Annotated in this window: 18 protein-coding genes; 9 read left to right on the top strand and 9 right to left on the bottom strand. The window is 42.8% G+C overall.

What is annotated here, in order from left to right; translation table 11 throughout:
* Positions 1–55 precede the first annotated feature (55 nt).
* The 3 genes from BCU57_RS13190 to BCU57_RS13180 all read left to right on the top strand — a co-directional run bounded on the left by BCU57_RS13190 (position 56) and on the right by BCU57_RS13180 (position 3,765).
* On the top strand, positions 56–1,687 hold the full coding sequence (locus BCU57_RS13190; protein ID WP_102438523.1) for an ABC transporter permease: 1,632 nt from the start codon (positions 56–58) through the stop codon (positions 1,685–1,687).
* A gap of 1 nt (position 1,688) precedes the next feature.
* Positions 1,689–2,717, top strand: coding sequence for an ABC transporter ATP-binding protein (locus tag BCU57_RS13185; protein ID WP_102438521.1), 1,029 nt, complete (start codon positions 1,689–1,691; stop codon positions 2,715–2,717).
* 109 nt (positions 2,718–2,826) lie between these two features.
* Positions 2,827–3,765 (top strand): Dyp-type peroxidase, encoded by a 939-nt coding sequence (locus BCU57_RS13180; protein ID WP_102438520.1) that lies wholly within the window; start codon positions 2,827–2,829, stop codon positions 3,763–3,765.
* A gap of 89 nt (positions 3,766–3,854) precedes the next feature.
* Here BCU57_RS13180 and BCU57_RS13175 read toward each other — a convergent pair whose 3' ends face one another.
* Both BCU57_RS13175 and BCU57_RS13170 read right to left on the bottom strand, forming a co-directional pair.
* Positions 3,855–4,001 (bottom strand): hypothetical protein, encoded by a 147-nt coding sequence (locus BCU57_RS13175; RefSeq protein WP_413201658.1) that lies wholly within the window; start codon positions 3,999–4,001, stop codon positions 3,855–3,857.
* Positions 4,002–4,031: 30 nt separating this feature from the next.
* On the bottom strand, positions 4,032–5,720 hold the full coding sequence (locus BCU57_RS13170; RefSeq protein ID WP_102475319.1) for an NAD-dependent malic enzyme: 1,689 nt from the start codon (positions 5,718–5,720) through the stop codon (positions 4,032–4,034).
* A 364-nt stretch (positions 5,721–6,084) separates the two neighbouring features.
* On the opposite strand from BCU57_RS13170, the gene BCU57_RS13165 reads away from it, so the two are divergent.
* Positions 6,085–6,678 carry a hypothetical protein gene (locus BCU57_RS13165; RefSeq protein WP_102438516.1) on the top strand — a complete coding sequence of 198 codons (594 nt, stop codon included), beginning with the start codon at positions 6,085–6,087 and terminating at the stop codon, positions 6,676–6,678.
* A 65-nt stretch (positions 6,679–6,743) separates the two neighbouring features.
* Here BCU57_RS13165 and BCU57_RS13160 read toward each other — a convergent pair whose 3' ends face one another.
* Both BCU57_RS13160 and BCU57_RS13155 read right to left on the bottom strand, forming a co-directional pair.
* On the bottom strand, positions 6,744–7,208 hold the full coding sequence (locus BCU57_RS13160) for a DUF1456 family protein (RefSeq protein ID WP_102438514.1): 465 nt from the start codon (positions 7,206–7,208) through the stop codon (positions 6,744–6,746).
* 257 nt (positions 7,209–7,465) lie between these two features.
* Positions 7,466–8,725 (bottom strand): NRAMP family divalent metal transporter, encoded by a 1,260-nt coding sequence (locus BCU57_RS13155; protein WP_102438512.1) that lies wholly within the window; start codon positions 8,723–8,725, stop codon positions 7,466–7,468.
* 319 nt (positions 8,726–9,044) lie between these two features.
* Between BCU57_RS13155 and BCU57_RS13150 the strand changes: the two genes are divergently transcribed.
* The 3 genes from BCU57_RS13150 (at position 9,045) to BCU57_RS13140 (ending at position 12,384) form a co-directional block, all read left to right on the top strand.
* Positions 9,045–9,695 carry a TonB-dependent receptor plug domain-containing protein gene (locus BCU57_RS13150; RefSeq protein ID WP_102438510.1) on the top strand — a complete coding sequence of 217 codons (651 nt, stop codon included), beginning with the start codon at positions 9,045–9,047 and terminating at the stop codon, positions 9,693–9,695.
* On the top strand, positions 9,650–11,650 hold the full coding sequence (locus BCU57_RS13145; protein ID WP_102438508.1) for a TonB-dependent receptor domain-containing protein: 2,001 nt from the start codon (positions 9,650–9,652) through the stop codon (positions 11,648–11,650). The genes BCU57_RS13150 and BCU57_RS13145 overlap by 46 nt, the downstream gene beginning before the upstream one ends.
* 95 nt (positions 11,651–11,745) lie before the next feature.
* Positions 11,746–12,384, top strand: a complete 639-nt coding sequence (locus tag BCU57_RS13140) for a glutathione S-transferase family protein (RefSeq protein WP_102438506.1) — start codon at positions 11,746–11,748, stop codon at positions 12,382–12,384.
* A 132-nt stretch (positions 12,385–12,516) separates the two neighbouring features.
* On the opposite strand, the gene BCU57_RS13135 is transcribed toward BCU57_RS13140, so the two are convergent.
* The 4 genes from BCU57_RS13135 to BCU57_RS13120 form a co-directional block, all read right to left on the bottom strand.
* Positions 12,517–13,017: a DUF4447 family protein gene (locus BCU57_RS13135; RefSeq protein ID WP_102438504.1), complete on the bottom strand. Its 501-nt coding sequence runs from the start codon at positions 13,015–13,017 to the stop codon at positions 12,517–12,519.
* 78 nt (positions 13,018–13,095) lie between these two features.
* Positions 13,096–13,500, bottom strand: coding sequence for an SMI1/KNR4 family protein (locus tag BCU57_RS13130; protein ID WP_076539686.1), 405 nt, complete (start codon positions 13,498–13,500; stop codon positions 13,096–13,098).
* A 175-nt stretch (positions 13,501–13,675) separates the two neighbouring features.
* Positions 13,676–14,443, bottom strand: a complete 768-nt coding sequence (locus BCU57_RS13125) for a RelA/SpoT domain-containing protein (RefSeq protein WP_102438502.1) — start codon at positions 14,441–14,443, stop codon at positions 13,676–13,678.
* A gap of 273 nt (positions 14,444–14,716) precedes the next feature.
* Complete coding sequence (locus BCU57_RS13120) at positions 14,717–16,807, bottom strand: M13 family metallopeptidase (RefSeq protein ID WP_102438500.1); 2,091 nt, start codon at positions 16,805–16,807, stop codon at positions 14,717–14,719.
* A 284-nt stretch (positions 16,808–17,091) separates the two neighbouring features.
* On the opposite strand from BCU57_RS13120, the gene rsuA reads away from it, so the two are divergent.
* Positions 17,092–17,781 (top strand): 16S rRNA pseudouridine(516) synthase RsuA, encoded by a 690-nt coding sequence (gene rsuA / locus BCU57_RS13115; protein WP_102438498.1) that lies wholly within the window; start codon positions 17,092–17,094, stop codon positions 17,779–17,781.
* An 89-nt stretch (positions 17,782–17,870) separates the two neighbouring features.
* Here the strand turns inward: rsuA and argR are convergent, their stop codons facing one another.
* Positions 17,871–18,341, bottom strand: a complete 471-nt coding sequence (argR, locus tag BCU57_RS13110; RefSeq protein WP_076539676.1) for a transcriptional regulator ArgR — start codon at positions 18,339–18,341, stop codon at positions 17,871–17,873.
* Between the two features lie 305 nt (positions 18,342–18,646).
* Between argR and mdh the strand changes: the two genes are divergently transcribed.
* Positions 18,647–19,582: a malate dehydrogenase gene (gene mdh / locus BCU57_RS13105; RefSeq protein WP_102438496.1), complete on the top strand. Its 936-nt coding sequence runs from the start codon at positions 18,647–18,649 to the stop codon at positions 19,580–19,582.
* Positions 19,583–19,653 lie beyond the last annotated feature (71 nt).

The raw sequence follows: 19,653 nt of genomic DNA, 5'->3' as shown, positions 1-19,653 counted from the left end.
GGATGCTTTATTTCGCCGCGTTAACCGATAACGCGGCATAGACTGGAAAGTATTTATGATCTTAGGCTTAACCAGAGGCTGGTCGTTCGCTGGTTATGCAATTGCGGTAATATTAATTTTGCCGCTTTTTGCACTTTTAGTACAAGCTACACTCCCTGACGAAGCTGTTTTTAGTCACTTAATTGACACCGTTTTACCGACCTATATTAGTAACAGCCTATTGCTGATGCTGAAGGTCTGTGTCGGTTCCTTAGTGATTGCAGTGCCAGCCGCTTGGTTGGTGGCTCGTTGTCATTTCCCTGCTAGACGTTACTTTCAATGGGCGCTGCTATTGCCACTGGCAATGCCTGCTTATATTGTCGCGTATGTGTATACCGACATGCTTGATTACGCCGGTCCTGTACAAAAGTTGCTAAGGCAAGTGTTTGGCTGGACGTCCCCGCAAGATTATTATTTCCCTGATATTCGCAGCCTAACCGGCGCAGCAATTATGCTGTCATTGGTGTTATTTCCTTATATCTATTTATTAGCCAGAACGGCTTTTATGGAGCAATCTTCCAGCCTATTGCACGCCTCTAGAATTATGGGCTGTAGCCCGTGGAAAAGCTTTTGGCGTTTAGGCCTGCCAATGGCAAGGCCGGCACTTGCAGTAGGGATGGCATTAGTGGCAATGGAAACCGCTGCCGATTTTGCTACAGTGAGTTACTTTGCGGTGCCAACCTTAACCACTGCGGTATACGACACTTGGCTGGGTTATGGCAGCTTATCGGCAGCAGCAAAATTATCAGCCATTATGTTGCTGGTGATTTTTGCCATGGTGGGTTTTGAGCGATTTGCCAGACGCAAACAAGAGTTATATCAAAAGCAGTCTAGGTTAACTGAATCAGACAGATACCAGCTAAAAGGTGTTAAAGCTTGGCTCGCCTTTGGCTATTGTAGCCTGCTGATTGGTCTCGCGTTTTTATTACCTTTTATTGTATTAAGCGGCTACGCCATCGACTACTTTGACCAGAGCTGGAACAGCCAGTTTTGGCAATACAGTTTCAACAGTTTGTATATTGCCCTCGTCGTGAGTTTTATATGTGTGCTACTGGCATTAGTGTTGATGTTTGTTAGGCGCGTAAGCCCCCGTCGGGCAGACCTATTACCTTCACGATTAAGTAGCACAGGCTATGCCATACCAGGCACAGTGCTGGCTATTGGCGTGTTGGTGCCATTAACGTATTTAGATTTTGCTATAAATGATGTCTATGACTATTTTGGTGCGCGCGGCCCAGGATTGTTATTTACCGGTAGCGTTATCGCGCTAATTTTTGCTTTTTGCGTTCGCTTTGTGGCGATATCTATTGGCAGCATTGAAAACAGCTATAAACGTATTTCGCCTTCCTTGGATATGGCCAGTATTACCATGGGGCAAAAGCCGACTAAGTTATTATGGCGAGTGCATTTACCGCTGCTACGCAAAGGCATTTTTGCAGGGGCATTATTAGTGTTTATTGAAAGCATGAAAGAGCTACCCGCAGCGCTATTGTTAAGACCCATTGGTTTTGAAAACCTCGCCACCTATGTATTCCAGTTTGTCTCCGATGAACAACTCGAACATGGCGCTTTGGCTGCTATCGTGATTGTGTTAGTTGGGTTAGTGCCATTGATTTATCTAAACCGTTCATTGGAGCAAGAGAGCTAATATGTCCACATTGACCATTCAAAATGTAAAAAGTGACTACCAAGGACAGGTGATTCTTAAAGGGCTCGATCTCACTTTAGAACAAGGTGAAATCGTTGCACTGCTTGGCCCAAGTGGTTGCGGAAAAACCACCTTATTACGTGCTATTGCAGGTTTACAGGCCATCAGCCAGGGCTGTATTTCAATTAATGGTGAGTGTTTAAGTGGTGACAACACGTTTGTTGCCAGTGAACATCGCGGCATTGGAATGATTTTCCAAGACTATGCCTTATTTCCGCACTTAACTGTCAGTGAGAATGTGTTATTTGGGGTCAATGGGCTGGATAATAGTCAACGTAAAGCCCGGCTTGAAGAGATGCTACAACTGGTCAAGCTTGAAGGGCTAGAGTCGCGTTACCCCCATGAGTTATCAGGTGGACAACAGCAACGGGTATCTATTGCTCGTGCATTAGCCTATGAGCCTGAATTATTATTACTTGATGAACCGTTTTCTAACATTGATGCCCAAGTACGAAATGAAATGATGTTAGAGATCAGGCAAATATTAAAACAGCGTAATGTCAGTGCGGTGTTTGTGACCCACAGTAAAGATGAGGCCTTTGTGTTTGCTGATAAGCTGGCATTGTTTAAAGATGGCGCCATTGTACAACACGGTTTAGCTGAAACCCTCTATGCTCACCCTAAAGAGCGTTATGTGGCTGATTTTCTTGGTGCGGGTAATTATTTATCTGTGATGGTGAAAAATCAGCAGCAAGTGTCATCTATTCTGGGATTAATTGAAAGTACCTCTGAGTTATCTCAAGCTGCTAACTATCAAGGCCAGTTGCTACTTAGACCGCAACAGATTGATCTACAACCTGCTTCTCAAGGCCATGGTGAAATTATTGAGCGTCGTTTTCTAGGTACAATTTGTCATTATTGGGTTAAGGTAGGACAACAAACGCTCGAAGTTAGAAGCCAATTAACTGAACTGACCTTAGGTCTGAAAGTCAATTTATCAATCTCGCCACATTCACTGGTTATTTTTTAGTGATGCGTATCAAAGTTGTTAAAAAATTGAGCTTGAGCACAAGGAATTAATTGCTCAATTACCTTACAATTATGCTCTCTTATATTTGATAAAGGTGATTGATTCCAACATGGAAAATCAGAATATGCCTCGCGAACAGTTAGGGGTTTGTGCCGAAGGTAATTTGCATAGCGTCTATTTGATGTTTAATGCAAATGACGCTGTTGAAGCTCAATTACGCCCTTGTTTAGCCAATGTTGCTCAATACATCTATGAGCTCACAGATCAATATGCAGATAGTGCCTTTAATGGCTTTGTAGCTATTGGCGCTAACTATTGGGATTCACTTTATAGTGAACAACGTCCTAAACATTTGCGTCCATTCCCAGCGATGCAAGCTGAAAATCGTGATGCGCCTGCCATTGAATATGATTTATTTGTGCATATTCGTTGCGATCGTTACGACATCCTTCATCTAGTGGCCAATGAAATCAACCAAATGTTTGAAGGCTTGGTTGAGCTGATTGAAGAAGAGCGTGGCTTCCGCTTTATGGATAGCCGTGACTTAACTGGTTTTGTTGATGGCACCGAAAACCCGAAAGGCCGTAATCGTCAGCAAGTGGCTTTAGTTGATGATGAGGATGCCAGCTTTAAAGGTGGCAGTTATATTCATGTGCAAAAGTATGCCCACAACTTAAGTAAATGGAATCGTTTACCGAATAAAAAACAAGAAGATATCATTGGTCGTACCAAGCAAGATGATATTGAATACGCCTCTGAAGATAAGCCGTTAACCAGCCATATTAAGCGAGTTAATTTAAAAGATGCCCAAGGTAACTCAATGGAGATATTGCGTCAGAGCATGCCATTTGGGTCGCTTAAAGAACAAGGGTTAATGTTTATTTCAACCTGTCGCACGCCGACCAACTTTGAAGAAATGCTTCGCAGTATGGTGCATGGTGACGGCCATGGTAATCATGATCATTTGATGCAGTTTACCAAGGCATTAACCGGCTCATCATTCTTCGCGCCTTCGCTAGATTTTTTAGCCCGTTTTGCCAATGATTAAACGCAAATAACAAATTAGCCGACTGTAGCAGGTTAATTATCGATAAAAAAAGCAATGCCTAAGCATTGCTTTTTTTGGTCTGTTATCTGTTAGAGCGCGGTGCGTTTGTAACGGCGATATTCAGGTTCCCAGAAATTACTTTCAATTTGTTGTTGCAGTAATTCATCTGGACAAGGTAGGGCTAATTCTTGCTCGATAGCTTTTTTAGCCACTGCAAAAGCAATATATTTGCTCACTTGCTGAATGTCTTCCCGTCTTGGCAGTAGTTAGAACGCGGTGCGTTTGTAACGGCGATATTCAGGTTCCCAGAAATTACTTTCAATTTGTTGTTGCAGTAATTCATCTGGACAAGGTAGGGCTAATTCTTGCTCGATAGCTTTTTTAGCCACTGCAAAAGCAATATATTTGCTCACTTGCTGAATGTCTTCCAGTCTTGGCAGTAATGAGCCGGTACCATTTTGACCAAGGGGTGAACACTCTGCCAGCGCACGACTTGATGCCATCAGCATTTCATCTGATACCCGAGTTGCGCCACTTGCTAATACGCCTAAGCCAATACCGGGGAAGATAAAGCTATTGTTGCATTGAGCAATTTCAAAGGTTTCTTCTTCAATTACAACTGGTTCGAACGGGCTACCGGTAGCCACAAGTGCTTGGCCATTGGTCCAATGCAGCACATCTTTAGGCGTTGCTTCAACGCGGCTGGTTGGATTAGATAGCGGGAATACAATCGGGCGCTTGCAATGACTATGCATGGCTTTGATTATTTCTTCGGTAAATAAACCTGGCGCACCAGATACGCCAATAAGCACAGTTGGCTTGGCATTATTAACCACATTAAGTAATGAAATGTGATCGCTAAATCCGTCCCAGTTTTCAATATTAGCGGTTTTTTGTGCCAGTTTTTGCTGGAAGCCTAACAGGGTTGGCATGTTATCAAGTAACAGTCCCCAGCGGTCGACCATAAACACTTGTGAGCGTGCTTGCTCGTCGCTAATACCTTCAGCAACCATTTGCGCCACAATGGCTTCAGCAATACCACAGCCGGCACTACCAGCGCCTAAAAAGGCGACTCTTTGCTTACATAATTGCGTGTTTGCAGCTTTACAGGCTGCTAGTAATGAACCTACAGTCACTGCTGCAGTACCTTGAATATCATCATTAAAGGTACAGAATCTATCTTTGTAGCGCTCAAGTAATGGCATGGCATTTTTCTGAGCAAAATCTTCGAATTGGATTAATGCTTCAGGCCAGCGACGACTAACCGCTTGCATAAACTCTTCAACAAACTCAGCGTATTCTTCACCGCCAATACGCTGGTGGCGCCAGCCCATATACATAGGGTCTTCTAGTAAATGAGGGTTGTCAGTGCCGACATCTAAGGTGATCGCCAAGCAGTACGCCGGACTGATCCCGCCACAACTGGTGTATAAAGATAATTTACCAATGGGGATCCCCATGCCACCAATACCTTGATCGCCTAAGCCTAAAATGCGCTCGCCATCGGTTACCACAATGACTTTTACTTTATGACGGGTCGAGTTATTGAGGATGTCATCAATACGGTCTTTATTGGAATACGAGATAAACAGACCACGGTTACGGCGATAGTTTTTAGAAAAACGCTCACACGCTAAGCCTACCGTAGGGGTATAGATGATTGGCATCATTTCACTGATATGATTACGCACTAAACGATAAAAAAGCGTTTCGTTGGTATCTTGAATATTACGCAGGTAAATATGCTTATCGAGATCGTTAGTAAAGTTTTTATATTGATCATAAGCACGCGATGCTTGCTCATCGATAGTTTCAACCACCCAAGGGATAAGCCCTTCAAGGTTAAAGTAAATGCGTTCTTCTTCGCTAAAAGCAGTGCCTTTATTGAGCATAGGAGATTCAAGAATCGCTGGACCTGCGAAAGGAAGATAGAGAGGGCGTTTATTCTCGTCCATTGGAAACCTTATTGTCAGTGACGTATTGCAGTTATTTTTATCTACAGTTAGTTAATTTTTATCTCAAAGATAGAATTTTGTTGTTAATCGTAGACGTATCTTGTTATCGGTGCAGGTTATCACATCTTGATTTTATTGTGGTCTGTTAAGTGAGCCTAATCACAGATTTTTATTGATGTTTTTTTAGGCATTGGCTATTTACCTTTATGGTAAAGGCTTAAAAGTCATGTGGATGTATTTACTGAGGTTTTAGATAATCCACACAATCAGCTGTGATTTTGACAAAGTTGGTTACATTTTTAGCGGCGTAATTTAGCGCGGTTCTGCCATGATGATTTTAAGGTGTTTTACATATTGGGGTGTTATGGCAGTTCCTTTTATCTTGTTAGGCAGCGCAGCAATCACAGCAATGCTGGTGGCTGACGAGCACAAAAAGCGTCAATTGCTCCATAGACAACGCTATTTAGGTCGTGCGCCAGCGGTGCCTGATGACAACAATTTCAGCCCATTACTGCCAAGTATATTGCATCATAATAAGGTCAAGGTAAGCCCAGAGCCTGGGGCCATCGTGTGCTGTTTTGTATTTGGGGTCATTGAACATACAGGCGTGTGGCTTGGGGATAATAGCTTGGTGGAGTTACATGGCAGTGGCTTAATTAGGCCTATTTCGTCGGCGCGCTTTTTAAAAAGCCGCAGTGGCAGCCGGATTTTTCAAGCTTGTAATCATCTTCATCAACCCCTTGTCGCTCCTGAGGCGCTAGAAAGGGCGCAGCAATCATTATTTCAATATCGTGAGTATGAGCTATTCAATAATAACTGTCATCGGTTTGTGTGGTCTTGCATTAGCGGTCAAGAGGTGGCGATTTCAAATTTTGACAAACTTAATCAACGCTTAGCCCAGCATTTTAAACAAGCCATTTATTGGGATGAGCTGGCATCGCCAGATAGGCCTTATTGATACAAATAAAAATGCACAGCCTAAGCTGTGCATTAAATAAGGAAGCTTAAACGCTAAGGAAAATATTACATTCCGCGATGTTTAAGTGATAAACCTTTAAGGAAGTTACGTAAAATCTGATCGCCACAGGTTTTGTAGTTTTTATGGCTAGGATTACGGAATAACGCGCCTAATTCAGACTTACCAATAGCCAAGTCACCAGAACCAATCAGCTCAATAATGTCATCTTCACGAAGTTCTAATGCGATACGTAATTTCTTGAAAATTAAGTTGTTGGTTAGATCTTTTAGCGGTGCAGGTACTTCACTACCTTCACGTAAACCACGTTTTTCGATGATAAAGCCATCTAAAAACTGACACATTAATTTGTCATTACAAGCTTTATAACCTTCTTCCTCTTCTTTCTTTAATAAGCTAATGATTTCGTCATTGCTGACTTCAACATTTGCTTGAGCGAAGATTTTAGTCATTTTGGCATTTGAGTAATCAAATACAAAACGAAGGCGGCGAAGGATGTCATTGTTAATCATAAAGGTCTCTGGGCGCGGCTGCGCTGGTAAAGTAAGTGCTTATGTTTAAAGTTACCTGAACGATATTACTATCACATCGCTTTAGGCTTAAAACACATTGAACAGTGATTATACCTGAGTTGAGGGCATTAGGTCAGATTATCTACCCACAGATCCGCTCTCTCATAATTATGATGCGGATATGCCAGTTCATGCTATGGCTTATTGTGACTGACTTATTGACATTGTAACTGGTTAAATTTGCTTTTAAAAAGCGATTATAGAATTAATTTCCAGTAAATAAATACAGCTGAGAAACCGACTAAATAGGTTAAACCAAACCAAGATAATATTTTCATTTTCAAACCATATCGATGTTCTTCAGGTAATGAATTACTGGTCATCAAGCGATAATTAAGCCAAGCAAAAATAACCGTGGTCATAAATGCTAGGGTCATAACAAACTCAAGCAGTGGTAATAGGGCGCCTTTAAAGAACCAAATTAAAGCCATTGCGAAGGCGGAAACCAGCAACATAACTCGGGTTAATCGTGCCGAGCAGTCTGGTTTATGGGTTAAAAGCTGCCAGCCCATATCTAAGGTTCTACTGTAACCATCAATCACGGTTACTGTGGTACTGAAAATACATAAAAAAGCGACAAGGGCAATCAAATAACGACTTTCTTGGCCCATAACATCGCTGTATAAATCGATCAGCTGGCTGGCAAATTTAGCCCCAGAGCTGGCAAATTGCTCACCACTACCATGCATAACCAGTGCCCCTAGGGCGAGAAACACAATCGCTAAAATAGCGGTGACAATAAAGCCTAAGTTAAAGTCAAAGATGGCTTGCTTACTGGTGACGGTTTGTGTTTTTTGCTTTTCCAATAGCCATAAAGAGTTCCAGGCACTGACTTCAATTGGCGCTGGCATCCAACCCATCATTGCCACTAAGAAACCCACATAAGCCCATTGCCAAGGTGATTCACTGGGCACAGTTGCAACCGTTCCTGCTGAGTGATTAAAAGCTAATGTCACAGCGATTAGCGTGGTTAATGTCAGGGCTAGCATGATGACTTTAGTCAGTTTATCGAGTAACTGATAATGACCGAGGATCAATAATGCCAGCGAGCTGACTAAGACCAAAAAAGCCAGTATATCAATGGGCAGCGGCACAAACTGGGTTAGCATGGCTGCGGTTAACATACACACACCGGCAGTGCTGGCAATGGCAGCAATGGTATTTAAACAGGTAAACATCAGCAGGTAGCCACGACCTTGCTTTAAATAGCCATGGAGTAAGCTTTCGTTGGTGGCAGCGGTATAGCGAGCACCCGCAGCAAAGAAAGGGTACTTAAGAATATTGACTGCGAGAACAACCCAAGCTAATTGCCAACCAAACTCGGCGCCAGCACGGGTTGATGCCACCAAATGTGAGGCGCCAATGGCCGCTGCAGCCATTAAAATCCCCGGCCCTAGGCTGGCAAAGAGGGTGGCAAATCGGCTAGAGCGGCTTGTTGCTGGCTGAGCTGTTGTCATTATTTGTCTCGTTATTCTTCACGTCATGGGGCTGACATAAAATAGCTGCTTATTACACTATCTTATTGTTTAAATTGATAATGACTATGTCACACTTTATCAATATTTGAATATAGCAAATTAATGGCTTACTGGTACGAGTTGTTACATTTTCCTAAAAATCAATCGTTAACATCCTGTGGAAATTACTTAGGTTAGTGTATTGCGAAGTACTAATATACTGCGCGGTATTAGAAACTCAATCGAAAGAGTTCAGCTAAACCAGACTTAAAAATGATGTTGAGTCTAAACAAGTTAATATTTTAAATTAGGGATAATTATGTCACGACCTCAATTCTGGCGGAGCGCTTGCGCTACTGCCGTATCACTTATGCTCACCCCAACGTTTTTAACGCAGACCGCTTTTGCTGCCGAACCCGAAGTCGAACGCATTGAAGTTACTGGTACTCATATTAAACGGACCGATCTCGAAGGGGCTTCACCAATGACGGTGTTAAGCGCTGAAGATATTGCCCGTTCTGGCGCTCAAGATATTTCACAACTGCTCAGTAAACTCCCGGTATCGGGTAGTGGTACTTTTTCTACCCAAGGTAACAACTCAGATGACACTGCTAATGGTGGCGCAGCTGTGTCACTTCGTGGTCTTGGCGCTGATGCCACCTTGGTGTTATTAAACGGTCGCCGTATTGCGGTATCGTCGTTTGCAAAATCAATTGATACTGCCTTTGTTGATATAAATTCAATTCCGATTTCTGCAGTTAAGCGAATTGATATCGTTAAAGACGGCGCTTCTGCAACCTATGGTTCAGATGCGATTGCTGGTGTGATAAACATCATCATGAAAAAGATTTCGAAGGCTTTGAGGTTAACGGCAAGATTGCTGAAACCGTTGAAGATGGCGGTGGTCAGCAAGCTGGCTCTATTTTGTGGGGCACGGAAGCGGCGAATGGAAAGTCTCATACCACAGTAATTTTTGATTATTTTAAAGAGCGTGAAACCTTATTTGCCGATCGTGATTATTCACGTTCAGCAGATCAAACTGCAAATGGCGGTAGCGACTTTAGATCGTCTGCGGGTAACCCTGGTTCATACATTCCTGCAACCATTGGTATGGATGGCTCAATTACCCCTAAATCAGACTTGTTTGGCTGGACCCCTGATGTTAATTGTCCCGCTGATAGTGTTAAAGGCAGTTACTGCCGCTATGATTACGCGCCAGAAATGACCTCAGTGCCAGAGTCGAGCCGCATGGGCTTATCAGTATTTCAAAACTATGAATTTAATGATGACTTAAGTCTATTTGCTGAGCTTATGTATCAGCATAATGAAAGTGTGATTAAAGGCGCTGCCAGCCCATCTTTTGGTGAGTTTTACATGCTCAACGATAACCCACTGTTTACCAGTGGCGCAGCTATTAATCCGTTTCCTGGTGAAGACTTGACCATGCGTCGGCGTTTAACTGAAACTGGGCCGCGACAAAAATCATCAGAATCAGATAGCGCCCGTGTGGTGTTAGGCTTAAATGGTATGTTGTCTGATTGGGAGTGGGAATTAGCTTACACCTATTCTTATAACCGTAACCTTGAATTTGGTGAGCAAGGCTTTGTGTGGACGCCACGTTTACAAGAGGCCATAAACTCAGGCGCGTTTAACCCGTTAGCGACGACCCAGCAAGGCACTGTGATTGACGATATCAGTGTTAATACCACCCGAAGTGGTAAATCAACCACCAATGCTTTCGACGGTAAAATCAGTGGCGACTTAATGGATATGCCTGCGGGCAGTTTAGCCATGGCGGTCGGTTTTGAGTACCGTGAAGAGTCATTGTCAGATAATCCTGATGAGCTGTTTAAGCGTGGTGAAATTTTTGGTACTGAAGCCACAGAAGCTGCAGGTGAACGCGATCAAACTTCATTATTTATTGAGTTAGCGGTACCGATTTTTGAGCGTTTAGAAGCGCAATTAGCGCTGCGTTATGAAGATTACAGCGACTTTGGTGATACCACTAACCCTAAAATAGCACTGCGTTATTCCCCGCTTGATAACCTCACATTGCGCGCCAGTTGGGGCGAAGCGTTTAGAGCGCCATCACTGGTGCAATTAGGTTTAGGTCCTTCTCAGGAGTCACCTGGTTTAGTGGATACCACACGTTGTCCATTAACGGGCTTAGAAGAAGATTGTACTGCCCAAGAGCGTACGGTGATATTTTCTGGTAACCCTAATTTACAACCTGAAGAGTCGACCTCATATAACGTGGGTGGTGTTTGGGAAATCACTGATGGTTTAAGTGTCGGGGTGGATTACTGGAATTACGATCAAGATGGTTTGATCACCTCTGATACCCAATACTTAGTCGATACCCAAGGTGATAATGCCAATGTGGTTAAGCGTGAACCTTCATCGACTAATGTTCCCGGGCGCATTATTGAAATTTATGACCAATTTGGCAACTTAGGTAGTCAATCTACAGACGGTGTCGATTTTGATGTCAAATATGTATTGAATACCGACTCTGCTGGTGAGTTTGGCTTTAGCTATAACCTGACTTGGGTCAATAGCTTTGATCAAGTACGTGAAGACGGTTCAACGCGTGAGTTAGCTGGCGAGTACCAACATCCCGAATATCGCTGGATTGGTGGTATGGATTGGGGTTATACCGACTGGCAAACCAGCGCACGCTTAAACTACATTGGTGAATACACTGATAATGTTGATGCAGGCGCCACAGGTCAAATTGATTCAATGCTTACTTTGGATTTAAATGTCACTTATATTGGCTTTGACCATTGGTCACTGACTGTGGGTGCTAATAACGTGTTTAATGAAGAACCACCATTTAGTGCTGCTGACTTCATGGGTTACGATCAAGCAACTCATTCAGCCATCGGCGCCTTATGGTACGGTAAAGTTAGCTACCAGTTTTAATTAAACTAGGCTAATGTTTACAGCATGAATACCAAGCGGCGCAAGCCGCTTTTTTATGGCAGTTATTAGCTTACTTTATCAAACAGGGACAGATTATGATTACTTTGTATGGCACGCCCCAAAGTCGCGCATTACGCGTGTCTTGGCTATTAGAAGAGCTAGGCATTGAGTGGCAGTTTTCCTTTGTGGATTTTTCAAAAGGAGATAACCGCGCTGAAGCCTATTTGGCCTTAAATCCCAGTGGTAAAATGCCCGTGATTACGGATGGTGAGCTGGTGTTAACTGAGTCAGCCGCTATTTTACAATATTTGGCTGAAAAGTACGGTAATGGCCGATTTTTACCTATGCCTGGCAGCGCAGCGTCAGCAAAACATCATCAATGGGTCAGTTTTATTATTTGTGAATTAGAGCAGCCTTTATGGAGTATGGGTAAGCACCGCTTTGCTTTACCAGATGAGCAGCGTTTAGATGCCATGTTGCCAGTGGCAAAGTTTGAGTTTAATCGTGCTGCGGCTATTGCTGAATTATGGGTACCAGAATCAGGCTATCTTTGTGGCAGCGAGTTAACCATTGCTGATATTTTATTGGCGCAAACGTTATTGTGGGCCACTATGTTTGAGCAAACCATTCCGCCTAAACTCACCGCTTATCGTGACCGTTTACAACAAAGCCCGAGCTTAGCGGCAGCACTTAAAAAGTCAGCAGCGGCCAAAGCGGCGGCCCAAAGTGAGTAACACTTGATCGAATTGATTGAGTGAGTGTGATGTCACTATCGCTACACCGATAAAACTGACACTAAAAGTCAGCAATAAAAAGGGAAGCCAGAGGCTTCCCATTTTAATGTCATAAAGTGCTCGCTTAAGGGCTTACAGCTGAGCTGCAGCCCATTTTGCGCGGCTCTCACGGCTTTCACTCATGCCCTTGTCAGCACGGAATGATTTGTAGCTTTCCACTTCTAAGGCCACTAAGCTGACTTCAACATCAAGTACGATTTGGCACTCTTTTTTGATGCGCCACGCCGCAGTATTATAAAGCTCAGTGTAAGGCAGTGAGCTTAAAAACTCAGGATTGTACTGAGTGTAAATAGCTTGAGTTGGGTAAACCACAAAGGCTAAACGGCGCTTAGGTTCAGTTTTAAATAACGCTTCGATACCGTCAGTGGTGTTAAGCACTTGCATCTCAATGGTGTCTTCAATTTCAAGCAATTTCTTTTGTGCAACCACAGGCGCTTCAGTTTCACCTGCTTCCCAAGCAATCACCGCTTCAGGAGTGGTTTTAGTTAACTCAGCAATTTGCTCAACCGTTAACCCTAAAGATAACCGTAAACACTGCATTTCAATTGCGTTTAAGTTGTTTGATTTAGCCATGATGTTTCCTAATTTTCTAATACTGTAACGGTATGGGTTTACTGTGTACGTTGATGATGTTAGCTGGTCAAACTTAGGCTATTTTCGTTTCAGCCAAATGTCTTGGATCCAGTCCCACAATGATTCCCACATAATGTCGACCATGCGACCTTTATAGAAGTGACGCACATTGCCTTCTTGGTCGATACAATAAAAGTTATCGCCTTGCTGGCAGATAGCAATATATTCTCTTGGCATGCCGATAGACCAGGCATAGCTGGTCACTTCAGGTAAATAAGTGTGTGAATACGGATCTGATGCCGTGACCATTTCAATGGAGCCATAAATGACATCACTGGCAAATAATAAGTATTCTTTTAAATCATTTGGCAGTGAAATTAAAATTTGTTCTTCCACTTCTACCAGTTGCTCGAATGTCGGTAATTCGAGTGGTACTGGTACCGTTTCACTCAAGTCTTGTAGCATTTCAATGATGTCATTCATCAGTGTATCCAGTCATCGGGCAATAATGGCGGGAGTATAGCCTGAATGGCGCTTTTAACCAATTCAGATTTTATTTTAGGCAAAAAAAAGCACCTTTTAAAAAGGTGCCAAGGGGAGGTAAATAACAAGGGGTACAGGGGCGAACGTTAAACGAGTTAGTGCTTTATTTGAGAGTTTATGCCGCTTGCAGTTCTGCCAAACTCTGACGTTTATAGCTTAACCACGCTTTGTGATACAGCTTGTGTGAAGTTTGACGCAGTTTCACAATTTGCATAAATTCAAGCTCACTGACGGGTCTATGTTGGCGTTGAGCTTGTAATTCGATGTGTTGAATTTGCTCGTAGACATGGTGCTCTGGGCCGCTTTTAATTTCAGCAATCTTATTAAGGTGTAATTGCACTTCAGCAACCATTTGGCTTTGAGGCAGTTTAACCAGCAGGTTTAAATCACGGTAACCAGATGCTTTAGGAGTGGCAAAGCGGTTCTTAACTTGTACGACTTCAGCGTGTGCGACAATGGCTTTATAAGCGCTCATCAAGCTGGCAACATCATTAGTAACAATGGTTGCTCTGGCAATATCGGTGAGGTAGCTGGCATCACCGTCAAATTTAAGGGCGATTTTTTGCTGGGCTCTTTGGTAGCTTTTTATTTTAGGAATAATCGTGTAAGCCTGATTTTGCTGGCTAATTTTAGTCACTAAATTGCTTAGCTCCGATTGTGCCTCAGGGGCACGCTCAAACAAGGCATCTAAATCATGGCTAAATTGCTGCGGCGCCGCCCCGAGAGTATTTTGTAACGCTAATAGGCTGTCGAGATCGTTACTCACAATTTGCCTAAAGTCGTAAGTGGGCTTTACGGGTTTGGTGTCCACCGTTATGGCAATGGCATTGCGGCTTGTCAGCAACAATAAAAAGATAATAAAGGTTCTAAAAATTCGACTCATTGAGTATTCACCTTAGTTCAATATCTGCGTGAAATTGATGGGGCTAGATTAGCTTTAATTAGCTGAATAACACCTGAATACCATGTCGGTTTATGGTGTGGTTAAAAGCAATGTCTTAACGCTGCGCTCAAGAGGCAATGGATTAGGAATAGGTAGATTTTGCGGGCTAATGCTTTTAAGGCGCACAGTTGTACTTTATGTAGCCAAATAATAAGGGCATCAAATGATGCCCTTATTGATTTTTTACTCAAGCTAATGACTTTAAGTTAATGATTACCAGATTTTTACTCGCTCATCAGCGGCGATAAACATCTTGTCACCTTCTTTTACGCCATAAGTCTGGTAAAACTCAGGCATATTAGACAGTGCGCCTAATGCACGGAAGTGACCTGGTGAGTGCGGATCAGTAGCAACGCGGTTACGCAGTGCTTCTTCTTTCATTTTTACTCGCCAAATTTGGCTAAAGCCCATAAAGAAGCGCTCATCACCCGTTAAGCCGTCAATGACCGGTGCTTCTTCACCGTTCAATGACATTTTGTAGGCTTTATAAGCGATGGTTACACCAGATAAGTCACCGATGTTCTCACCTAAAGTTAGCTCACCATTAACGTGTAAATCATCAAATACTTGATAACCATTGTACTGAGTTATTAATGCTTTACCCTTAGCGGTAAAGGCTTTTAAATCAGCTTCAGTCCACCAATCACGCATGTTACCTTCGCCATCAAATTTAGCGCCTTGATCATCAAACCCGTGGCCCATTTCGTGGCCAATGACTGCACCAATGCCGCCGTAGTTTACCGCGTCATCAGCTTCAAGGTTGAAAAATGGTGGCTGTAAAATAGCTGCAGGGAAGACAATCTCGTTCATGGTTGGATTGTAATAAGCATTAACGGTTTGCGGCGTCATGTGCCACTCGCCTTTATCAATTGGCTGACCAAGTTTTGCGATATCTTTGTTATGAGAAACAACCGCAGAACGTTTAATGTTGCCGTGTAAATCATCGGCTGCAATAGTGAGTTTGCTGTAGTCTTCCCACTTATCAGGGTAACCAATTTTAGGATTGAATTTAGCCAGCTTATCTTTAGCTGCAACTTTAGTGTCTTCGCTCATCCAATCCAATGATTCGATGCTAGTGCCGTAAGCGCCCCGTAAATTTTCAACCAATTGGCTCATACGGGTTTTTGCTTCTGGTACAAAGTGACGTTTTACATACACTTTACCGACAACTTCACCCAAGGTGCCACTGACTGTGCTTACGCCGCGCTTCCAGCGAGGTTGTTGCTCTTCTTGGCCATTAAGTGTTTTTGAGAAAAACTCGAAGTTTTCATTATCAAGCGCTTCAGATAAGTGACTCGCATTATGAGTGAGTGCCATCCAGGTCATGTAGGTTTTCCAAGTATTAAGATCATTGTCTTTAATTACTTGGTTCATGCCTTCAATAAAGCTTGGTTGGTTAATGATGATGTCAGACTGCTTATCACCACCAAGGGCTGCTAAATAGCCATCCCAGTTAATGTCTGGTGCTAAGGTCGCTAAATCTTTAACTTGATAAAGATTATAAGTTTTAGTGCTGTCGCGGGTTTCAACTACATCCCAATGTTGCTCAGCGATAGCGGTTTCTAATGCTAAAACCGTTTGCGCTGCTTGCTTGCCATTTTCAAGGCCGGCAAGGTCAAACATCTTCTCGATATGCTCAAGGTATTTGCTACGAATATTAACGAAGCGCTCTTCTTCATTGAAGTAGTAATCTTTTTCAGGAAGGCTAAGACCATATTGCCAAATATGGGTGGCGTAACGGCTTGAATCTTTAGCATCAACATTGACATAAAACGCTAATGGTGTGCCGCCACCATTAACTTGGCTTTCGCCAAAATAGGCGGTTAATTCATTTTTATCTTTTAGCGCGGCAATTTGGGCAAATTCAGCTTGGATTGGGCTAATACCTAATTTATTTAAGGTTTCAATATCCATAAATGAACGGTAAAGATCGGCCACTTTTTGCTCATCAGTACCCATTTTAAGATCTGGGTTTGCACTGACATCTTCGATGATGGCTTTAACGTCGTCACGGGCATTTTCGCGCAAGTCGTAAAAGGCGCCGATATTGGTGCGGTCACCAGGGATTTCCGCGGTGTTTAACCAGCCGCCATTTACGTAGAGGTAAAAATCATCTTGTGGGCGAACTGACTTGTCCATATTGTCAAAGCTAATACCTGAGGTAAGGGCTTTTTCAACGGCAACTGCGGTTTCTGTTTTAGCGACTTCTGGTGCTGCGGATTCAGTGACTGCTTTATCTGAATTGCAGGCACTAAGGCCTGCGATAAGTGAGGCGCAAAGCCCACCGATAACTAGCTTTTTCATGTTGTTTCCCTATGCATTGAAGAGTGAAGCCTTTTTATCGGCCTTAATTTTGAGCTGTTTTTATTGTTCACTGCCTTAAGACAGTTTTATGTGACCAACATGTTAAGTCTTAACAGGGGCACTTAACAAGGGCTAAGGCTAGGCTTTTAGTGATAAATTGAGCATTTATTGACTGTGTTGTGTAACTAAAAATTACCAGAATGTTACAGTGGCCATTTATCGTTTTCTATTTGCTAGCCAACAGCTCATAATAGCGACCAATTAGTTTTCACTTGGTTTTATATATGCGTTTAGACAAATTTATCTGCGAGAGCACCGAGCTGACTCGTTCATTAGCAAAAAGAGTTATCAAGTCAGGTGAAGTGACCTGTAATGGTGACGTGGTTAAAGACGCGAGCTTTAAAGTGAAAGATGATACTGAAGTGTGTATCGAAGGTCGTCAAATTAAGATCGTGGGCGAGCGCTACATCATGATGCACAAGCCTGTTGATACCATTTGCTCAACCATTGATGAAGAATATCAATCGGTGTTGGGATTAATGGATATTGAAAAAGTCGATACCCTGCATATTGCTGGGCGTTTAGATGTGGACACCACAGGTTTGGTGCTGATCACCAGCGATGGCCAGTGGTCACATAAAATCACCTCACCTAAAAAAGATTGCGGTAAACGTTACCTTATCGAAGCTGCTGCATCACTTGATCCTGCATTGGTGGAAACCTTTGCCGAAGGGATCCAATTAAAAAGTGAAGACGGCTTAACTAAACCGGCGCTGCTAGAGATCATTGATGAATACCATGCCAGATTAACTATCAGCGAAGGTAAGTACCATCAAGTGAAGCGTATGTTTGCTGCTGTGGGGAATCGGGTGGTCAATTTACATCGTGAAGCTGTGGGTGAAATTGAACTTGATGCTGATTTAGAAGAAGGCGAATGGCGTTTTCTCACCGATGCTGAAATCGCCTCAATTTAACACTTACGCACTGTTAAAACCAAAAAAGCAGCCTAAGGCTGCTTTTTTAATGGCTCAATAAATCGTGAAGGTGTTATTTGCTAAGAGGGCTATTCACTATAGCCAAACAGTGATTTTACCGTTTCTAAGGTATCATCAATGGTTTTGATACTTGAAGGACAAATAAAGATAGTGTCATCACCAGCAATAGTCCCCAAAATCCCTTCAGGCTTACCTATCGAGTCTAATAATCGGGCAATAAGCTGCGCTGCGCCGGGGCTGGTTCTGACTACGATCATCGCTTGGTTATGATCCACATCCAATACCAAGTTTTTAACAGGGCTGCCTGCTGTTGGCACACCTAACTCAGCGGGTAAACAATATACCATTTCTTGCTTAGCATTACGGGTACGTACTGCACCAAACTTACTTAGCATACGGGAAACTTTTGACTGGTTAATATTGCCAAAACCTTCTGCTTGCAGTGCGATTACGATTTCACTTTGGCTACCAAAGCGCTCTTCCTTTAATATCGACTTAAACGTCTTTACGAGTTCATCCTGATTCTTAGTCGCTGGCATATTTTTTTCGTCTTATAGTAATTTTTAAAAAGAATAGATTTTATTCAAAAAAGTAGCTCATTCTGAATAGATAAACGCATCAAGTCAAGAAATAAGCTAAATTGGTGAATAAAAATTCATTTTAGCTATTACTGGCTAAATTAGTCATTATTTATATACATATCATAGAATAAGGAAATTAGTGTGATCTACTAAGGGATAATTGAAATCCTCGCTGTGATCCAGTAATGTGACGCCACAAGAAAACATGATCTGTGTCACAGACCAGACTGAAGTCAATCACTAGAACGTAATTGGAGATCATCATGAAAGTAGCTGTACTTGGTGCTGCTGGCGGTATCGGCCAGGCCTTAGCTTTACTATTAAAAACTCAACTTCCTGCAGGTTCAGAGTTGTCTTTATATGACATCGCTCCTGTTACTCCAGGTGTTGCAGTTGACTTAAGCCACATCCCTACAGATGTAAAAGTGGCTGGTTTTGCTGGTGAAGACCCAACTCCTGCGCTAGTTGGCGCTGATGTTGTTCTTATCTCTGCAGGTGTTGCGCGTAAGCCTGGTATGGATCGCTCAGATCTATTTAATATCAATGCGGGTATCGTAAGAAACCTTATTGAAAAAGTGGCGGCAACTTGCCCTAAAGCATTAATTGGCGTTATCACTAACCCAGTAAATACTACTGTTGCTATTGCGGCTGAAGTACTTAAAAAAGCAGGTGTTTACGATAAGAACCGTTTATTCGGTGTGACGACACTTGATGTTATCCGCTCTGAAACCTTCATCGCTGACCTTAAAGGGCTAAACGTTGCTGATGTAAACATCAACGTTATTGGTGGCCACAGTGGTGTGACTATTCTGCCACTTCTTTCACAAGTTGAAGGCGTAAGCTTTACTGATGAAGAAGTTGCAGCGCTAACAACACGTATCCAGAATGCGGGTACTGAAGTTGTTGAAGCTAAAGCGGGTGGCGGTAGTGCGACTCTGTCTATGGGTCAAGCGGCATGTCGCTTTGGCCTATCATTGGTTCGCGGCCTACAAGGCGAAGCTAACGTGGTTGAATGTGCTTATGTTGATGGCGGCAGTGAACATGCTGACTTCTTCGCACAACCTGTATTACTTGGTAAAAACGGCGTAGAAAAAGTATTACCATACGGCGATGTTAGCGCATTTGAAGCTAATGCCCGTGATGCAATGCTTGATACATTAAACGGCGACATCAAACTTGGTGTTGAGTTCGTTAAGTAAATTTAAGCTTATCAATTATTGATAACTTGATTTACCGATAAAAATGCGAAGCCTTTGGCTTCGCATTTTTG

The sequence above is a fragment of the Shewanella sp. 10N.286.48.B5 genome (assembly GCF_002874355.2).
Taxonomy (GTDB): Bacteria; Pseudomonadota; Gammaproteobacteria; order Enterobacterales; family Shewanellaceae; genus Shewanella.
The sequence above is the reverse complement of the archived record's forward strand: the minus strand, read 5'-3'. Positions and strand labels throughout refer to the sequence as shown.